Origin of the sequence: Parashewanella spongiae (genome assembly GCF_004358345.1) — a bacterium.
Taxonomy (GTDB): domain Bacteria; phylum Pseudomonadota; class Gammaproteobacteria; order Enterobacterales; family Shewanellaceae; genus Parashewanella; species Parashewanella spongiae.
In genome coordinates, this window is the sequence record NZ_CP037952.1 from 1,422,242 (window position 1) to 1,440,810 (window position 18,569).

Below are 18,569 nucleotides of genomic sequence, written 5' to 3' on the forward strand. Positions count from 1 at the left end.
TGCTGATAAAATCCGTTTTTTTTGAATACTTGTAGCAGGTTAAGCAGTGAACAATTTTTCAGGGTTATCTAAAGAGCAAGGGCACAGCAAAAGAAATAAAAAAGCTGTGCTATTGATTAATCTAGGTACACCAGATGAACCAACTACTGCTTCAGTGAGACGTTATTTAGCTGAATTTCTAGCAGACTCCCGTGTTGTTGAAATTCCTAAGCTGTTATGGAATGTGATCTTACACGGAATTGTTTTAAGGACTAGACCTGCTAAATCAGCAGCACTTTACAAGCAAATTTGGACCGAAGAAGGTTCTCCTTTGTTGGCTATTAGCAAACAACAAACCAGCAAATTACAAACTGCTTTAAATGCTGAAGAGTTAGATACAGATGTTTATCTGGCAATGCGCTACGGCAACCCTTCTATTCATGAAACACTCAGAAAAATGCATCAATCAGGTATTGATGATATCACTGTGTTACCGTTATATCCTCAATATGCAGCACCTACAACAGGATCAAGTTTTGATGCGATAAGCAAAGAATTACAAACTTGGCGTTATTTACCTTCATTGCATTTTATAAACACTTACCATGATCATCCTGATTATATAAAGGCTCTAAGCGCTTCTATTACTAATGACTTTAGTCTTCATGGCAAACCTAAAAAGTTGGTATTTTCTTACCATGGTATGCCAGAAAGAAACCTTAAACTGGGCGATCCATATTATTGCTTTTGTATGAAGACAACTCGACTTATCGTTGAATCGCTTGGCTTAAGTGAGCAAGATTATGTTGTTTGTTTTCAGTCTCGTTTTGGTAAAGCTAAATGGCTTTCCCCTTATACTGATGCAACACTGACCAAACTTGCAAAAGAAGGTGTTGATGATGTTGCTATTATCTGTCCCGCATTCAGTGCCGACTGCCTTGAAACTTTAGAAGAAATTGAAGAAGAAAATCGATTAGTGTTCGAAGCGGCTGGTGGAAAAAAATATCGTTATATTGCAGCGTTAAATGATGATGAATTGCATATTGAAATGATGAAAAATTTAGTTAAACCCTATTTGAAAAACTGAAGTAGTATGACTTTTGTGTCGTAATGTGAATTACGACACAAAACAAACGCTTAATTTATAATATAGTAAATGGTATAAGAGCACTTATGAATAATGGTTCTCGAAATAGCTTTCAACAATCAGTACAGCAGAAACTGAATCCACTTGATCTTTACTTAACTTCTTAAAACCGCCAAGTTCAAAGAGTCGTGCTTTTGCATCCGTAGTGGTTAATCGTTCATCTTGCAGTGCGATTTCAATGCCAAAACGCCCATGTAAACGGTTAGCGAATTTTTTCGCCCGCAGGGTCAGAGGTTGCTCTGTGCCATCCATATTAAGAGGCAAGCCGATAACTAATAAGTTTGGCTTCCAACGTTTAATAATCGTTTCAATTACATTCCAATCAGGTATGCCATCATTGGCTTTAACGGCTTGCTCAGGGGATGCTTGAAAAGTGATGTTTTGTCCGACGGCAACTCCGATACTTTTGGTACCAAAATCAAAGCCCAATACTGTCATTGTTGTCATTATTTTGTCTTATAACTTACTGATGCTGTAGGCACTATCTATGAGTGACCGACTTGAGAAGAAACTTGCCAAGATTCAAATCCGAGTATTTTACTAGCTTCTTGCCAACGTTGTGCTGGCTCAACGTCAAATAAAACTTTTGAAGTCGCTGGAATCGTTAACCATGAGTTAGCGGCTACCTCTTCTTCGAGTTGATCTTTTCCCCAGCCGGCATAACCTAAAGCCACAATAAAGTTATCGGGACCTTTTTGTTTCCCCATGGCCGTCAATACATCGCGAGATGTTGTGATCATAATATCGGGTGTAATCGCTAAGCTATTTGTCCAACCTGGTTGGGTGGAGTGCAGTACAAAGCCTCGATCTGGACTTACTGGACCACCAACTAAAACTGGAGAATTATTAACACTCGAATGAAGAATAGTTTGAGTGGCTAAATCCATTTGCTCAAGGAGTTCACTGACTTCAATGCCTATTGGTCGATTAATAACAATCCCCATGGCTCCTTTATCGTCATGTTCACAGAGATAGATCACTGAACGCTCGAAAAAAGTACCGTCCATAGAAGGCATTGCGACAAGAAAATGGTTCTGTAAACTTTCCATAGGAACTCCGATTAGTTACTGCTTAACCGCCTGCTAGTTTTACTGTATATCCCATTTTTTCTAAAAGAGATTTCAGTTGATCGCGGTTGTCTGTTTGTACCTCAATATTGAAGTCTTTGACTGTCCCACCACAACCACATTGCTTTTTCAGCTTTTGTGCGAGTTTTTTCAAAGCTACAGAATCAAGCTGTAGACCTTGAATTATAGACACTCCTTTACCTTTTCGACCTTTAGTATCTCGATGAATTCTAATTATCCCATCACCTGTCGGTGCTCTTGTTGGGGTATCTGGAGTGGTAACTCTGCCAGTTTCTGTGCTGAACACTAGAGAAACATTAGGATCTAAGTTCATATTTATTAATATTTGAGTGCGCTTGAGTTAAGTCTATCAAATCCTCAAAAAATCCCCAAACCCAAAAAGGATACGTTGAATTTGGATAACAGATAAAAGCAAAGAAACACTATTGGAATATGAGTGATAACAGCAAAGTTGCAGTGGCGATAGCCGAAGGTAGGAGCAAAGCATGTAATTTGGGAATCGCAACAAAAAACGATGTTAGAGTAAACCCTATAGCAGCAAAGTTAATGAGTGACGGAGAATAAAAGCTGTACACCGCACACAAAATGCAACCGCTCATTGCAATCGAAGATAGTAACTTAACGAGTTTTTGGTCGATTTTAAATGCTGGCTCTATATTTTTGATTTGAGTGACAGCTTGTGGCACATAAATAAATGTAACACTTGCCAATACAAGTGCAGTAATTAACCAATACATGTAAAGCCTCTCCTGGTAATCATAATGAGAATTATTATCATCTTGATATTGGGGATTGTCAATGCTTATGTATAAATTTATCTAAATCAATTTGGTGATCAAGGCATTGCGTTGTAAGCTGATATCAATAGTTATTTTATCTGCGGAGTTCACATGAAAAAAATACTGGCATTGCTTAGCATATTAGCTTTAGGAGCTTGTAGCTCACTAAAAGGAAACTGGGACTTTGATCCACAGGTAAACTTTTCTAACTTCAAAACTTATGCTTGGATTGTTAAAAAAACAGATGATAGTGGCTATCATCTCGATGGCTTGATGGAGCAACGAGTTCACGATGCAGTAGACGCACAGTTATCTGCTAAAGGGATCAGTAAAGTTGATGAAACATCAGCGGATATTCTAGTTAATTACCTAACGAAAACAGATAAAAAAGTCGATGTTGATACCTTTAACAGCAATTTCGGTTATAACCCCTACTATGGTCGGAACTGGTGGTGGGGTGGAAGTACTCAAACACAGACTACGGTTAGAGAATATGAAATTAACACTTTGATGGTTGATGTTGTTGATAATAAAACTAAAAAGTTAATTTGGAGAGGGTCTATAAAAGACACTCTCAAGAAAAATAAAACGCCCCAGCAGAAAACAGAATCGATTAATAAAGCTATTTCACAAGTAATGGCTAATTTCCCACCGAAGCCAAACGAAGGCTAGGGTCTGTTGATCTTTCAGGATTAAATTTTGTGCTATTTGAGCATTTATCTGTTCAAGGCGTGAGCAGTGATGCTTAGCCATCTAAGTGAGCTGGTCACAACACAGAGCAGTGAATGCTCAAAAGCATCGAAAAAAGAGAGAGCGTAAATTGGTCGCTCTTTCTAAATAAAAGGTGCTGCGTTATCGTTTTCTTATTTGGAAACGAAGTAACGACAGTTTTGTATGACGATAATAACCAAACCTCACAAACTCTGCCTTGCATAAAATAACCAATTTATCGCTGCAAAAACAATCACAAAAGATCAACAGACCCTAAGACAAATATTCATTAACTTGAATACGACTAAACGGCAGAAATGCCGTTTTTTTATACCTGAAATGTACTTGTAGGCTGCTATTGGGGGAAATTTATCTTCGTTTGACCTGAAAGTTGCGTCTTCATGTATCAGGGGTATATTATCGGTTATGTTCTCATTTTCGGTATGAGTTATGGCATCAGCTGAATCATGGAAAGTATCGCTTAAATTAATGAGCTTCGCTCTGATTATTTTTTCAAGTTCACTTCAATCTAAAGAATTTCAAAACTCAAGTATTTGGGTCAACGTTTCAGGTCAAGAACGATCACTTATTGGTGCTTTACCGAAGCTTTATGAACTTGCCCCTGCTTTTATAGCCAAAGACTTACAATCGAATTCGATAGATTTAACGGACTTTAAGGGACGAACTGTTCTTGTTAATTCTGTTCCGAGTTTAAATACTGGTGTGTGTAGGTTACAGGGAAAACAGTTTAATGATGAAATAAGTCATCTTTCAAATGATGTCACTATGCTGACAATAAGCACTGAAACATCTTTCTTACAAAGTCGTGCTTGTTATTCTGATAATGCCGATAATATTGTGATCCTGTCAGATTCTGTTTGGCACGATTTCAGTAAAAACTATGGTTTGTTAATCGAAGGGACTGATCTGCTTGCTAGAGCAATAATGGTGATTAATAAAAAAGGTCAGTTAGAGTATCGTCAAGTAATGGATGATGTGATAAAAGAGCCTGATTATGCAGATGCACTCATTGCTTTAAAACGAATCAACCGAGAAGATTTTTAAATGGAAGCGATATCTCCTAAATCAAGCATTGCATCAACTTGCCCACTTTGTCGTGAAAACAATAAATGCGCCGTTAGTCAAGGAGGGAGTTTAGATGAGTGTTGGTGCAGTAATCAAAGTATGTCTTATGGCAATTTTACCGATGAACAATCTGAGGTGGTAAAAATAAATCCTTTAAGCTGTATCTGCCAATCTTGCTCTGTCAATCTAACAGAGAAAAACGAATGTTAATTTTCGGTTAATTCCTGTAGTTTATAGTTTTGTTTCTGCAAGGCTAAATTTAGGAGTTCCCCCGTGTTGAAAAAAATTGCAATAGGTCTGCTTGTCATTATCGCAATCCCATTTATTACCGCTTTGTTTGTTCAAACCGATTATTCAGTGGTTAGAAGTGTCACCATAAATCAGCCCCTTCCTAAAGTTTTTGAATATGTAAAATTGTTAAAAAATCAAAATGAATATAGTGTCTGGGCAAAAGCGGATCCAAATACTAAACATTCTTATTTAGGTAATGATGGAGAAGTCGGTTTTATTTCAATTTGGGAAAGTGAAAATCCTGAAGTTGGTTTTGGCGAACAAGAGATAAAAAATATTATACCCAATCAACGTATTGATTTTGAGCTGCGCTTTTTCAAACCTTTTGAAGCCACAGAGCCTGCATATATGGCTATTGAGACAGTTAATAATGCTGAAACAAAAGTCAGTTGGGGCTTCAGTGGCCACATTGATTACCCGTTAAATTTGATGTTCCTTTTTGTTGATTTTGAAAAACGAATTGGTGATGACTTACAAGAAGGTTTGCAAAACTTAAAAGTTATTATGGAAAAAAATTAACCTTATTGACTGTATCTTCCATCAGCGATTTTTCAATGATGAACCGCTGATGGAATCAAAAGAGAGATATAAGGTTATTCAGTTTTACTCATTTTTAGTGCCTTTCATCACATTCATACCCAGCAACTGTCAATGGAAAAGTATCTGAACTAAAAGCAAAAGTTAGCAAAGTTGAACCAGTGCCTTTAATTATTATCTTCATTCAGCCTACTCTATTTGTTTTAGTAAGAAAACAGGTTAAGTTATAGTACAAACTCTAATTTACCTAGCCAAAATGACTTATAAAGATGATTGATCTTCGTAGTGATACAGTAACTCAGCCAACACCTCAAATGAGAGCTGCAATGGCAAATGCACCAGTCGGTGATGATGTTTTTGGTGACGACCCATCAATTAATGAATTACAACAAATGTCTGCTGAGATGTTTGGTTTTGATGATGCATTGTTTACCTCATCGGGAACTCAGGCAAATTTACTTGCCTTAATGAGCCATTGTGATCGGGGTGATGAATATATTTGTGGTCAGCAAGCCCATAATTATAAATTTGAAGGTGGTGGAGCAGCCGTTCTTGGCAGTATTCAGCCACAACCCTTGACTAATAATACCGACGGTACAATTAATCTTTCTGACGTTAAAACTGCCATTAAACCGGATGACTTTCATTTTGCTCGAACTCGCTTGCTGAGTTTAGAAAATACTATTGGTGGTAAGGTGCTTCCACAAAGTTATTTGGCTGAAGCGCAAGCTTTTACATTTAATCATGGGTTAAAGATCCATTTAGATGGTGCGCGAGTTGCCAATGCTGCCGTTGCTCAAAACCTCAAAATATCTGACATTACGGCACATTTTGACTCGGTTTCAATTTGTTTATCGAAAGGGCTTTGTGCTCCAGTGGGGTCTTTGCTATTGGGTGACGAAGTGTTTATTGCTAAAGCTAAACGCTGGCGCAAAATGCTCGGTGGAGGTATGCGCCAAGCCGGAATTTTAGCTGCGGCGGCAAAACTTGCGATTACAGAGCAAGTTGATCGCCTTGCGGAAGATCATGACAACGCTCAACATTTGGCTCATCAGTTACAAAGTATTGATGAACTCAAAACAGACATTAATCAAGTGCAGACAAATATGGTTTTCTCTGATTTTAGAACTCGTACTGACATCAATTTGTTAGCATCAGAGTTGAAACAACAAGGCGTGTTGGTTTATCCCTCTCAGCAGCTGCGCTTTGTCACCCATAAAGATGTGAGCAAACAAGATATTGATAAAGCAGTGTTAGCAATTAAAAGTAAACTTACTAGAAGCTGACAACAAGTAAGATAGATGTGTTAGTCAATCTTAAACAGAGCTATGGTTGGCAATAAATACATATACTGAAATAAGTTATATGAAAATAGAATTATCACCTCCAGTGGTTATAACTCATATGCATATAGCAAATAAATGTTTGCACGTTATCCGGGATGATTTACTTCCTGGAGGCACTAAACAACGTGCAGCAGCACAAATGCTTCAAAATCTTGCTGAAGATGGTTTTACTGAGTTTGTGTATGCTTCTCCATTCTCAGGTTTTGCACAAATAGCGCTAGCATCAACTTGTAAGCTTCTGAACTTGAAATGTACCTTGTTTTGCGAACAAAACAGGAGCTTACTTACAAAAAATCAAACACTGCATGAGTTCTCTGAAATAGCAAAACAGTCAGCGGATAGTGTGTATATTGAGTCAAGTTTACAGTCAGCGGAGAAAGCCGCAAAAGCCTATTGCGAATTAAAATGTGGAAGTTACTTAATACCCCTCGGCTTTCAATGTAATGAATTTACTATAGAACTAGCCAAAATCCTTTCTGTTGAGTGGAGTCATATTTGTAAGAAGCTTGGACGACAGCCAAGCGTGCTATGGCTCCCAGTTGGCAGTGGAACATTAGCGAGAACATTCCGAAAAATACTCCCTCAATCAGTGCTATTAAAGTGTGTAAATGTGAATGTACTTACGTTGGACGATCCAAGGATTTTGGATCTTGCATCTCAATCTGGTATTGAATTATATCATTTGAAGCAACCATTTATTGAACCCGTAGTTGATTCTCCCCCCATTCCTTCAAACCGCTATTATGATGCCAAACTATGGAAACTGATTGAGAAACATATTTCTAATGATGATGTATGGTGGAATGTCGCTCGTTGATGAAGGATCTTTTGAACAGAATTTTATTTTGTATTTTCGATGCTTGCATTGAATTGCAGTCAGGCTAATATGAATTCAATTTACATTATCTTGGTATAATTATGAATATTCGACCTATGCATGAAGAGGATTTTGAGCAAGTTATCGAGCTTGGTAATTTAGTGCATGGTGCAGGGTATCTGGATTTCCAATCGCTGAGTGATATCTATTTTAAGGGTATTAAAAATGATATTAATGCTAATTTTGTTGCATTAGACGAACAAAGGTTGCTTGGCTTTCGGCTGACTTATGCTGCAGATAAGTGGTCTATAGATAAATGGTGCAGTATAGCCCAATGGGGTATTAAACCTGAACTGGTTTGTTACTTTAAATGTAACACTGTAGCTGAAAATGCTAGAGGTAAAGGGCTTGGGGGGTTGTTGCTATCCAAATCAATCGAAGCCGCTCGTCAGCAAGGTGCGAAAGCAGGGTTAGCGCATTTATGGAAACAAAGCCCGCAAAATTCAGCAGTTCGGTATTTCACTAAAGCAGGTGGCAAGCTAATTAAAGAGCATCAAGAGCGTTGGAGTTGGGAGAATATGAGTCGTCACTATAATTGTATTTTGTGTGCAGGGGATTGCCGTTGTACGGCTTGTGAAATGCTTTTGAATTTTGAATAAAAGATCACATCAACATGTATGATCCATTAATCGATGCTTCTCCAAACCGTTTATCATTACCTAATAGTTATTGGGCAAGTCAAATATCATTGGGGAAACTTAGCCCGTCGCTTCTAGGAAACCACTCAGCAGATGTTGCCATTATAGGTGGCGGCTATACAGGCTTATTGACCGCTTATTACCTTGCAACAGAGCATCAAATAGATTGTCATGTGCTTGAAGCTAATCAAGTAGGCTTTGGTGCTAGTGCTCGCAATGCCGGTTTTGTTTTAAAAGGTTCTGGCCGACTTGGTTATGCGCAAATGGCTAAGAAATGGGATCTTGATACAGCGAAAGGGATTTACCATGAGTTTTCAGATGCCGTAGCAAGAGTCGATGATTTAATTGTGAGTAATCAGATCGATTGCGATAAACAAGAATATGGTTATTTGAAAGTCGCTCATAACGCCAAGGCAATGCAACACCTACAAAATGCAGCCGATTTTATTAAGAATAATTTTGGAGGTAGCGATAATAGCGTTGAATTTATTAACCGAGATAAATTTTGCAAGCAGTACATGGATCATCATCAAGCCTATGGAGCCCTGAGGTTAAGTGATGGGTTTGGTGTTCAGCCATTAAAACTATTATTAGGCTATAAGGACTTAGTAACAAAAAGTTCAGTGACAGTATCTGAGCAGTCTTGTGTGCAAGAGTGGGTTGAAGAATCGGGTAAACATCGTTTGATCACTGATAATGGTGAGTTAACTGCTCAAAAAGTCATTTGTGCAGGTAACGCGTACACACCTAAATATTTTAATCAAAGAATCGATAATAAGTACCTCCCCATTTTGAGTAATATCATCGTGACAGAGCCTCTTAGCGAACAACAGCGTCTTGAAGCAGGGATACATACACATCAAGTGACGATGGACACAAGAATTCTTAAATACTATTACCGATTGTTGCCAGACAATCGTCTGTTATTTGGTGGTCGAGGTGCTGTTTGGGGAAAGGGGGCGAATAACCCTATTTATAGTCAGCGGTTAAAGCAGGCGCTTGATAGATGCTTTCCTTCACTTGCTAAAGTCAAAGTCGAGTATAACTGGACAGGTTGGATTGCGGCGGCATTTGATGACATGCCTCATGTATATGAAAAAAAAGGTGTGGGATACAGTTTAGGGTACTGCGGGGCAGGTTTGTCATTCAGTGCTCAAGCGGCCTATCAATTGGCACAATCAATAGCGGGTGAAACCGTACCTGAGCTACCCTTATACAAAAGCCCATTACCACCAATGCCATTTTCTAAAATGAAGCGTTGGGGACAATGGGCTTATTACCATTACGGTTATCTAAAAGACCGATTTTCTTAAGCGGCAGTTTCTTCACCGAGTGGTTCTAGTTTAAATTTGAAATAAGCGTAAGAGCCACTGACTAACGGGCAAATTAAATTAAAGAAAGCAAAAGGTAAGTAAGCAATAGTAGCTACACCTAGTGTACTGGCCATAAACGCACCGCAAGTATTCCAAGGGACTAATGGGCTTGTGATAGTGGCAGAGTCTTCAAGAGAGCGGCTTAAATTAACAGAAGCTAAATCATACTTACCATATTCAAGCTTCAACATTCTGCCCGGCAATAAAATAGCGATGTATTGATCACCACAAACAACGTTTGCGCCAATACCGCAGCCCAAAGTGGCAATAATCAAACTTGAACTGCTTCGAACCATTTTCAGCACACCTAGTAATAGGCGAGACAATAAACCTGTTACTTCCATAACTCCGCCAAATGCCATCGCACAGAGAATCAACCATACTGTAGTCACCATGCTGCTCATGCCGCCTCTGCTTAACAAATTATCTAATACGGCATCGCCTGTATTTGCCGTATAGCCATCAAACATTGCAATCCATACACCTTTCAGTAATGCAACCATAGGCATTAAAGACTTATCTTCAACAGATTGAATGATTGGATCATACTGGAATGCTACAGCCATAGCCGCTCCAGCTAATGTACCTAAAATGACCGTAGGAAAGGCTGGCATTTTTTTGTAAGCTAACCCAAGGACAACAAGCAATGGAAGTAATAAAACAGGGCTAGGGTCAAAGTGTTGCTCCAGTAAATTGAGGCTTGAAGTTAAGTCGGTATTCAGCTCTGTAGTATCAGTATTTAAACCTAAAAAGAAAAATACAATCAGAGCAAGTATTATGCTTGGCACAGTGGTCCATGCCATATATTTAATGTGGTCAAATATATCAGCGCCAGCTACAGCTGGCGCTAAATTAGTTGTGTCAGATAATGGCGACATTTTGTCACCAAAATAAGCACCACTGATAATTGCACCCGCCGTGATTTCAACGCTTAATCCTAAGGCTCCTGCAATTCCAACAAGTGCAATACCAAGAGTTCCCGCAACCGTCCAAGAGCTGCCAACGCTAAGCGCGACTAACGCACATAAGACACAGCATGCTGCATAAAAGTATTCAGGGTTTAACACCTGCATACCATAATAAATCATAGTTGGAACTGTACCAGCTAATATCCATGTTCCTATGAGCGAACCAACAGCAAAAAGAATTAATAATGCTGGAGTGGCGACACTAATGCCCTCGATGATACCCTTTTCCATTTCTTTCCAGCTGTAGCCATTTTTGACACCAATGACCAAAGCAACACAAGCAGCAAGAATAAGTGCTATTTGGTTTGCACCAGAGGAACTGTCGGATGAAAATAAATACACTGATGTCATCAGCATGGTGATCAGTGCGGCTACAGGTAGCAATGCATCAAGTAATGTGGCGGGTTTATGTTGAGACATAAAACTTCCTTGAGTTTATTATTATTTTTTGCGATTACCGTTTATGTTCAACATTTAGAATGTACTAGCTGGTGGGTAAAAAGTAATCTGACTGTCATTGATATGAAGTTATCGTGACATAGATCACCTTAGTTTGTCGAATTTGATGCTAACTCTATCGGGGTTATAAAATGACTTTTGTTTGTGCAGAGAAATAAATGAAGATATATAAGTATGTTATTTGAATTAGGCTCATTTTCTTAAAGGCACCTCGCGGTGTCATTATACGAAGTGCATATTATACCAATTACAGTAACTTAATGCTCAACTCAGAGTTATGTATGCGCACAAAGTACAAACAAAATTGGTGCAAACATAGTTATTACCGACATACAAAACTGTCGTTATTACATGGCTACGTTGAGATGATTTTGTGACGTATTCTTTATAAACCAAAGTGTGCGCATACAAGTTCCCGAAGGGCAAGGCTAAAGGTTTCCGTTACTGCGTTGCATGTTCTTGAATTATCCCGACAAAAGCACTAAGTGCGTTGAACGCCTGTTTTGTATGGCGGCCGTAGGGTATATAGTACTTCGAACATGCGCCTTGTAGTGAAAACCTTTAGCTCTTGCTGAGTGAGAGATTAATTACTGTAATTGGTATTACTTATCTTCAGGCACGTAGCCTTCAACTGTTACATCTTTGCCTTCAAACAAAAATTCAATCATGTTTATTTCTAGAAAGCTGCGGTCTTCAGCATTCATCATGTTGAGCTTGTTTTCGTTGATAAGCATAGTTTGCTTTTTTTGCCATAGCCCCCAAGCTTCTTTACAAATATTGTCGAAAATACGTTTTCCAATATCACCTGGGTAGAGTTGAAAATCTAAACCATCAGCTTCTTTTTTTAAATATACGCAGTTGACTGTGCGAGCCATAATTAATCCTCTTTAGTGGTCGCTTTAACTTCAGCTAAAACACGTTCTGTGGCGGCAGCGAGTCCAACTTTATCTGGTGTGATTAGGTCATACCAAAGACCAGAGTAATTGTTGGTGTAAGTGGCTTCCATCACTTGATTATTGATTGAGTTTAAGTTTATCAGAGTCGCCGACACATCTAAATGAAAGTGGCTAAAGGTATGACGAAAACTAGACAATTTTTGCTGTTTAACTTTAGTTAAGTTGTGATTTTGTATATGCGTTTGTAATTCGTCACTTGTGCTGAACTCGGGAAAACACCAAAGTCCGCCCCAAATACCTTCAGAGGGACGTTGTTTTAGTAACACTTTTTTGTGCTCTAAGAGTACTAAAAAATGTGCTTGTCGGGTGGGCTTATCAGTTTTTGGTTTTTTTCCAGGAAAGTCAGTTTGACGCCCCTGTAACTGTGCTTGGCAATCGATAGCAATAGGGCACTCTGAACATTTTGGTTTGCTTCGAGTACAAATTGCAGAGCCGATATCCATTATGGCTTGATTGTATTTCTCAATACCTTTTTGCGGAGTATAGCGTTCAGCTTGCTCCCACAGTTGATTTTCTATTGGCTTTTTACCGGGCCAGCCTTCAATGGCAGCGTGTCGAGCTAAAACCCTTTTTACATTGCCATCAAGAATAGCAAAGTACTTACCGCAAGCTAGTGATAAAACGGCGCCAGCTGTTGATCGCCCAATACCAGAAAGTGCGACTACATCGTCAAAGGTATCAGGAAACGTGCCACTATATTTATCACGTATGGTTTGTGCGGCCTTGTGTAAATTGCGAGCTCTGGCGTAATAACCTAAACCAGTCCAATGATGGAGTACCTCGTCTTGGGTTGCGTTTGCCAGTGAAACAACGTCAGGAAAGCTACTCAAGAACTTGTTAAAGTAAGGGGTTACAGTCGTCACTTGAGTTTGCTGTAGCATGACTTCTGAAATCCACACTTTATATGGAGTCTTATCAAGCTGCCATGGGAGAGTCTTACGACCAAATTTGTCGTACCAATTGATTATACGATTGGAGAAGCTATGTAAATTTTTCATGGCGGAAGTGTAATAGTGATCTTCTCCCTAAACAAGAAGCTTGCACTTAAAGCACAAGTTTGGATAATGCACCTTCTTTTCTGCATCGCTAAATTTAATTTGAGGCAACAATGAGCGAAGTTACTACGGCTGAGTTTAATGAAGAAGGCAAATACCTTCGTAAAGTAAGAAGTTTTGTTTTACGAGAAGGACGTTTGACTAAAGGACAGGCGCAGGCGATCGAATCTCATTGGGCATCAATGGGGTTGGAATATACGCCAGAAGGTATTGATCTAAATACTATCTTCAATCGAGAAGCTGATACTGTGTTAGAAATTGGCTTTGGTATGGGCGCATCACTTGTGGAAATGGCTGCCGCTGCCCCAAATAATAACTATATAGGTATTGAAGTACATAAACCTGGTGTTGGTACTTGTCTAGCTGGTGCCGCTGAAGCCAATATCACTAACCTACGTGTTTACCATCATGATGCAGTGGAAGTTTTAGAAAACAGTATTGCAGATGGTTCTTTAGCTCGTGTGCAATTATTCTTCCCTGATCCTTGGCATAAAAAGCGTCATCACAAGCGTCGTATCGTTCAACTTGAGTTTGTAGAGTTATTAAGACGCAAGCTTAAAGTAGGTGGTGTTTTTCATATGGCTACAGATTGGGAAAACTACGCTGAACACATGCTTGAAATTATGAATGCTGCGCCGGGGTATAGAAATCAATCTCAGACAGATAATTATGTTCCTCGTCCAGAATATAGACCCCTAACAAAATTCGAAGCTCGTGGTCAACGCTTAGGGCATGGTGTATGGGACTTAATGTTTGAACGTGAAGCTTAAAAACATTTATTTTTTCCACGCAAAACTAAGAGTTAGTAAATTTCACTAACTCTTAGTTTAAAATAGTTAACTTTTTAATCCGTTTGAACACATCTATTCATTAAATCTAATTTAAATTCAAGCTAATCAGTATGTTGACGTGTTGGCTTATTTCCTGCTTTATCACTATCAGTTAACACCTTATTTACTAATTTTGATTAAAAAAGGAATTTATCTATGACTTATAAAAAAACATCCACAGCACTTATTATTAGTGCACTATTTTCTACAACTGCAGCATTAGCTCATGAAAATAAGGATTCTGAATGTGATGTTGCCCTGAACTATGATATTTCATTGACCTCTGACAGCTTGGTTGTAAGTGATAATGGCAAAGAAAAGTATCGAATTGAAGATAATAAGCTATTTGTACTGGGTAAAAAAATACCTCTCGATAGTAGACAATCTCAATTGTTGAATAAGTACAGTGATGAAATGTCAGATCAAGTACCTGAAGTGATTGAACTGGTCAATGATGCTGTTGAAATGGCATCAGGTGCAGTGAGTATTGCCTTAACTCCTCTTTTAGGAGATACGGCAGGTGCGAAAATGGATGACATGATGAAAGGTATCGAAGCACGAGTGGCCGAAGTTGCTTATCAAAATGGAGATGAATATTACTTAGGAGCCACAGAATCAACACTTGAGAATGTTTTTGATGAAGAGTTTGAAAAAGAAATTGAAACCGCAGTTCAAAGCTCAATTGGCAGCATAATGATGGCTGTAGGGGGACAACTGATGTCTTCAGAAGGAGGGAGCTTTGAAGAAAAAATAGCTTCTTTTGAAAAGAAAATGGAAGGGATTGGCTCTCAAATTGAATCGCAAGTAGAAGTACAATCGGCCAATTTTGAGCAAAAAGCAGAGCTGATGTGTGAGAATTTTAAATCTCTTGCCACTTTGGAAGAGCAAGTGAGAAATGAAATCCCTGAGTTAGCGGATTTTGTCGTTGCAGTTAATGAATCTGAGTATAAAAACTTAAAGTAATACAATTACAGTAATTAATCTCTCACTCAGCAAGAGCTAAAGGGTTTCAGTACAAGGCACAAGCTCGAAGTACTATCGGGATAATTCAAGTGCTTGTAACGCAGTAATGGAACCCTTTAGCCTTGCCCTTCGGGAGCTTGTATGTGCTCAAATTACTTCTCAAAATTGTCTTGACGTAGCAATGTAATAACGACAGCTTTGTATGTCGGTAACAACTATGCCTTCATCAATTTCGATTGCACTTTGAGCACATACATAGCTCTGAGTTGAGCATTTAATTACTGTAATTGGTATAAAAAGTATCTTCACCTCGTAGTACCTCCCTTTAACGGCATCACAAGATGTCGTTTTTTTATTAAAAAGACAATGATTTTAGAGCTTTTACTTATTAGGAGAAGTACAGAAAATCAAGCTGTTATGAACTTTATGGTAAACACTGTGTTTCTAATGGTGGAATATTGTATATTCATTTTGGTATACTGCTAAAAAATAACAAAAATTCTGATTCATTTTTTAAATATATTTATAACGATGATACTTTGATACTTACATTTAATTTTTTGATTAAAGACCTAGTTATTAGGTTGGTCAATATATTTTAATAGTATCAATGTGTTGATAACAATAAATAATAATACTTGCATTGGTTGAGGCCACCTTTATGTTAGAACTATTAGAACCTATTGCGATTTTTACTCATGTCGCCCGCGCTGGTAGTTTCAGCTCTGCTGCTCGTAAATTAGGTATTTCCAAGTCGAAGGTGAGTACACAAGTTGCCGATCTAGAACATAAGCTTGGTATTCAACTGATCCAAAGAACTACCCGCAGTTTAAGTTTAACTGAAGCTGGAAGTTTACTTTATGAACGTGGCGAAGAATTGCTCAGAGATGTTGAGCAATCTGTTGCGAGCGTGCATAATTTAAATGAGTCTACCCGCGGTGTATTAAAGGTAGGCATTTCACAATCATTTGGTACTATGCATATCATACCTGCGTTACCTGATTTCATGGCTCGTCACCCAGAATTAGAATTACAAATTAGCTTATTAGATCATAAAGTTGATGTTGTTAACGAAGGCTTAGATTTATTATTGACTATGTCTGAGCAATTACCCTTAGGTATGGTGGCAAGGCCGCTAATGAAAAGCCAGTTTGTATTAGTCGCTTCTCCTGAATATATTGCTAAACATGGAGACTTAACACGTCCAGAGGAATTAGTTGATCATAATTGCTTGGTATATCACGGTGAGTGGCATGAGCACAGTGTGTGGCAGTTTAAACGAGGTGATGATTATTGCGAGATAGGTGTGTCTGGTAATTTCCGAGTCGATAATGCTCCAGCGTTGAAGTCTGCTGCTGTAAGTGGACTTGGTGTGGTTTATTTAGCGTCTTATTTACTTGAAGATGAGATTGAAAAAGGTACATTAGTTCCTTTGTTAAGAGATTGGCAGTTAACCAATCATTTACCACTTCAAGCTGTTTATCCTCGACGTAAACACCTCGCACCTAAAGTGAGTGTTTTTATCGAGTTCATTAAAGAGCATATTGGGACTCCTCCATATTGGGATAAACAACTTATTGAGCTTTATTCTGAAAGAAACTAATTGTTTTCACTCATAAAATAAGCCGCTAATAGTGTATTTTTTACAAAAACACTGTTCTCGGAATGGAATACTGAATAACAGCTATTAGCTGCTATTTTTGTATTCTGTATACAAATCAATGAGTTTTGAATTTATTTTTGTGATATTTTTGTGATTCTTTAGTTTGTGAAAAGTGAATTTCTATTTATGGATGTTGCAGTCTGTTCTGATATCAATACAATAGAAACCAGTTAGTTTAGAACGACTTGTTTCCATGTTTCAGATAAGAATCGACCCCTCTTATCTGAGACAGGCTGGTCAGCTTCGGCAAGTTTTAGATTAACGTCGGTAACTTAACTTTCTAGTTACCGGCCTTAAAACCACACCCTCGTTTTGGTTAGCCCCGAACTCTGTTTCGGGGTTATTTTTATTATGTAGCCTAGTAAATAAAGCATTTTAGCGCTATCTTTCGCCTTGAACTTCAAAATAATCACTTTTTAAACGTGCTTTGCCATCGAGATCAACTATCCAATGTTCACGATGAACAACGCCAAATGCCTTATTCATGGTCCATTTTGAAGTTAAAATAAAGCCTTCGTCATTTTCTGCAGGGAACCAAGCAACATCAGTATAATTAACATCGTTGAAGCCTTGGTCCATAATATTCTGCCAAAAAGCTTGTACCTCTTGCCGTCCAGTAAATGTGCCAAAGGGTTTTGCTTCCATCACAGTAGATTCTAGATACTTTTCTGCACACCCGGCTGCGTCTTGGCTGTTAAACGCTGTTTGCCAAGCAGCAATACCCTGTTTGCAAATTTCTAAAGCTTGTTCTTGAGATAATTTATTTGAAGACATCGTTCAACCGCCCTGACTTTAATTAAGATAAAAGTAGATTATGAAATAAATCGAGTATGAAAAACAAAATAATTAGGATAGATCGTTAAGTTAATGGCTCGTCAGACACGGATATATATTTATTTGACTTTAGATTAGGGGCTGTTGATCTTTCGTGATTGTTTTTGCAGCGATAAAATGGTTATTTTATGCAAGGCAGAGTCTGTAAGGTTTGGTTATTCCAAATAAGAAAACGATAAGGGATGTCGCAGTTCAAATAATACCAATTTAAATTTCAACGCTTAATTTGTCATACCTGCGAACGCAGGTATCCAGCGACTTGTGCCCAAATTAACCAAAGACTCTGGACTCCTGCGTTCGCAGGAGTGACGATAAAATTGGTATACATTCTTCCGCCACGTCCCTAACGCAGCAGAAATGACCAATTTACGCTGTCTTCGATGCTTTTGAGCATCACTGTTCGGTGTTGTGACCAGCTCATTTAGATGGCTAAGCATTACTGCTCACGCCTTGAACAGATAAATGCTCAAATAGCACAAAATTTAATCCTGAAAGATCAACAGACCCTAAACAAATTGTGCATAGCAAAAATAAAAATGCCGACAGTGATAACTATCGGCATTTATTAGGGAACTAGCGATTTAGAAAGTACCAATCTTTGTCATAGTAGCGAGGCTGGTATCCAGTGACTTTTATAGAAAAAAGCACAGGGTGTGGGTCTTTTAAAACGACGAAGTTATCCACATCTGTATAACCTCTGTTTGGATTGCTTTTTGTGATACTCCCAATACTTTTCAATATCACCACTCGATCTTAACGACCTAAGTTTTAATATAGCTTCTGCACCTTCAAGACTCCATCTCGCTCCAGTGATATCCAACCTATCATTAATCAGATGACGACAAGCTCCCTCAATGACACCGCTAGCAATTGGGAAACCTTGCTCTAACGCTTTACCGTATTCTAATCTTGATTTATTTCTCAATAGATAACCGATGCACTTATTAATGCCTTCTCGTTGTTTTAATTTGGGTGTGGGTCTTTTAAAA

20 protein-coding genes and 1 pseudogene are annotated in these 18,569 nt (G+C 38.4%); 12 read left to right on the forward strand and 9 right to left on the reverse strand.

What is annotated here, in order from left to right:
* The first annotated feature begins 46 nt into the window (after positions 1 to 46).
* Positions 47 to 1,066 (forward strand): ferrochelatase, encoded by a 1,020-nt coding sequence (gene hemH / locus E2I05_RS05415; RefSeq protein WP_121853554.1) that lies wholly within the window; start codon positions 47 to 49, stop codon positions 1,064 to 1,066.
* 84 nt (positions 1,067 to 1,150) lie between these two features.
* Here hemH and ruvX read toward each other — a convergent pair whose 3' ends face one another.
* The 4 genes from ruvX to E2I05_RS05435 all read right to left on the reverse strand — a co-directional run bounded on the left by ruvX (position 1,151) and on the right by E2I05_RS05435 (position 2,951).
* Positions 1,151 to 1,573 (reverse strand): Holliday junction resolvase RuvX, encoded by a 423-nt coding sequence (gene ruvX, locus E2I05_RS05420; protein WP_121853553.1) that lies wholly within the window; start codon positions 1,571 to 1,573, stop codon positions 1,151 to 1,153.
* A gap of 38 nt (positions 1,574 to 1,611) precedes the next feature.
* The gene (locus E2I05_RS05425) at positions 1,612 to 2,175 is read right to left on the reverse strand and encodes a YqgE/AlgH family protein (protein ID WP_121853552.1); all 564 of its coding nucleotides are present in this window, start codon (positions 2,173 to 2,175) and stop codon (positions 1,612 to 1,614) included.
* A 22-nt stretch (positions 2,176 to 2,197) separates the two neighbouring features.
* The gene (gene yciH / locus E2I05_RS05430) at positions 2,198 to 2,527 is read right to left on the reverse strand and encodes a stress response translation initiation inhibitor YciH (protein ID WP_121853551.1); all 330 of its coding nucleotides are present in this window, start codon (positions 2,525 to 2,527) and stop codon (positions 2,198 to 2,200) included.
* A gap of 109 nt (positions 2,528 to 2,636) precedes the next feature.
* Entirely contained in the window at positions 2,637 to 2,951 is a 315-nt protein-coding gene (locus E2I05_RS05435; protein WP_121853550.1) for a hypothetical protein, read from the reverse strand.
* A gap of 153 nt (positions 2,952 to 3,104) precedes the next feature.
* On the opposite strand from E2I05_RS05435, the gene E2I05_RS05440 reads away from it, so the two are divergent.
* The 8 genes from E2I05_RS05440 to E2I05_RS05475 all read left to right on the forward strand — a co-directional run bounded on the left by E2I05_RS05440 (position 3,105) and on the right by E2I05_RS05475 (position 9,792).
* Positions 3,105 to 3,665, forward strand: a complete 561-nt coding sequence (locus E2I05_RS05440; RefSeq protein ID WP_121853549.1) for a DUF4136 domain-containing protein — start codon at positions 3,105 to 3,107, stop codon at positions 3,663 to 3,665.
* A 489-nt stretch (positions 3,666 to 4,154) separates the two neighbouring features.
* On the forward strand, positions 4,155 to 4,769 hold the full coding sequence (locus E2I05_RS05445; protein WP_121853548.1) for a redoxin family protein: 615 nt from the start codon (positions 4,155 to 4,157) through the stop codon (positions 4,767 to 4,769).
* Positions 4,770 to 5,000, forward strand: coding sequence for a cysteine-rich CWC family protein (locus tag E2I05_RS05450; RefSeq protein WP_121853547.1), 231 nt, complete (start codon positions 4,770 to 4,772; stop codon positions 4,998 to 5,000).
* A gap of 63 nt (positions 5,001 to 5,063) precedes the next feature.
* The gene (locus E2I05_RS05455) at positions 5,064 to 5,600 is read left to right on the forward strand and encodes an SRPBCC family protein (RefSeq protein WP_121853546.1); all 537 of its coding nucleotides are present in this window, start codon (positions 5,064 to 5,066) and stop codon (positions 5,598 to 5,600) included.
* Positions 5,601 to 5,887: 287 nt separating this feature from the next.
* Positions 5,888 to 6,904 (forward strand): low-specificity L-threonine aldolase, encoded by a 1,017-nt coding sequence (ltaE, locus tag E2I05_RS05460; protein ID WP_121853545.1) that lies wholly within the window; start codon positions 5,888 to 5,890, stop codon positions 6,902 to 6,904.
* A 118-nt stretch (positions 6,905 to 7,022) separates the two neighbouring features.
* On the forward strand, positions 7,023 to 7,781 hold the full coding sequence (locus tag E2I05_RS05465; RefSeq protein ID WP_170179617.1) for a pyridoxal-phosphate dependent enzyme: 759 nt from the start codon (positions 7,023 to 7,025) through the stop codon (positions 7,779 to 7,781).
* 101 nt (positions 7,782 to 7,882) lie between these two features.
* Positions 7,883 to 8,440, forward strand: a complete 558-nt coding sequence (locus tag E2I05_RS05470) for a GNAT family N-acetyltransferase (protein ID WP_165905484.1) — start codon at positions 7,883 to 7,885, stop codon at positions 8,438 to 8,440.
* A gap of 14 nt (positions 8,441 to 8,454) precedes the next feature.
* Positions 8,455 to 9,792 carry an NAD(P)/FAD-dependent oxidoreductase gene (locus tag E2I05_RS05475; RefSeq protein WP_121853543.1) on the forward strand — a complete coding sequence of 446 codons (1,338 nt, stop codon included), beginning with the start codon at positions 8,455 to 8,457 and terminating at the stop codon, positions 9,790 to 9,792.
* Here the strand turns inward: E2I05_RS05475 and nhaC are convergent.
* From nhaC to mutY, 3 genes are all read right to left on the reverse strand, one after another.
* Positions 9,789 to 11,240: a Na+/H+ antiporter NhaC gene (nhaC, locus tag E2I05_RS05480; protein WP_121853542.1), complete on the reverse strand. Its 1,452-nt coding sequence runs from the start codon at positions 11,238 to 11,240 to the stop codon at positions 9,789 to 9,791. The genes E2I05_RS05475 and nhaC overlap by 4 nt on opposite strands.
* A 641-nt stretch (positions 11,241 to 11,881) precedes the next feature.
* A complete protein-coding gene (locus tag E2I05_RS05485; protein ID WP_121853541.1) occupies positions 11,882 to 12,154 on the reverse strand; it encodes an oxidative damage protection protein in 273 nt (90 codons plus the stop codon).
* A gap of 2 nt (positions 12,155 to 12,156) precedes the next feature.
* A complete protein-coding gene (gene mutY, locus E2I05_RS05490; RefSeq protein ID WP_121853540.1) occupies positions 12,157 to 13,233 on the reverse strand; it encodes an A/G-specific adenine glycosylase in 1,077 nt (358 codons plus the stop codon).
* 110 nt (positions 13,234 to 13,343) lie between these two features.
* Here mutY and trmB point away from each other — a divergent pair, with 110 nt between their 5' ends.
* The 3 genes from trmB (at position 13,344) to E2I05_RS05505 (ending at position 16,686) form a co-directional block, all read left to right on the forward strand.
* Positions 13,344 to 14,060 (forward strand): tRNA (guanosine(46)-N7)-methyltransferase TrmB, encoded by a 717-nt coding sequence (gene trmB / locus E2I05_RS05495; RefSeq protein WP_121853539.1) that lies wholly within the window; start codon positions 13,344 to 13,346, stop codon positions 14,058 to 14,060.
* Positions 14,061 to 14,276: 216 nt separating this feature from the next.
* Positions 14,277 to 15,083: a YggN family protein gene (locus E2I05_RS05500; protein ID WP_121853538.1), complete on the forward strand. Its 807-nt coding sequence runs from the start codon at positions 14,277 to 14,279 to the stop codon at positions 15,081 to 15,083.
* 661 nt (positions 15,084 to 15,744) lie between these two features.
* Entirely contained in the window at positions 15,745 to 16,686 is a 942-nt protein-coding gene (locus E2I05_RS05505) for a LysR family transcriptional regulator (RefSeq protein WP_121853537.1), read from the forward strand.
* Between the two features lie 441 nt (positions 16,687 to 17,127).
* Here the strand turns inward: E2I05_RS05505 and E2I05_RS05510 are convergent, their stop codons facing one another.
* A complete protein-coding gene (locus E2I05_RS05510; RefSeq protein WP_121853536.1) occupies positions 17,128 to 17,520 on the reverse strand; it encodes a Cif family virulence factor in 393 nt (130 codons plus the stop codon).
* A gap of 736 nt (positions 17,521 to 18,256) precedes the next feature.
* Positions 18,257 to 18,541 (reverse strand): annotated as a pseudogene (locus E2I05_RS05515) (ISKra4 family transposase); the annotation flags it as partial.
* Between the last annotated feature and the right edge of the window lie 28 nt (positions 18,542 to 18,569).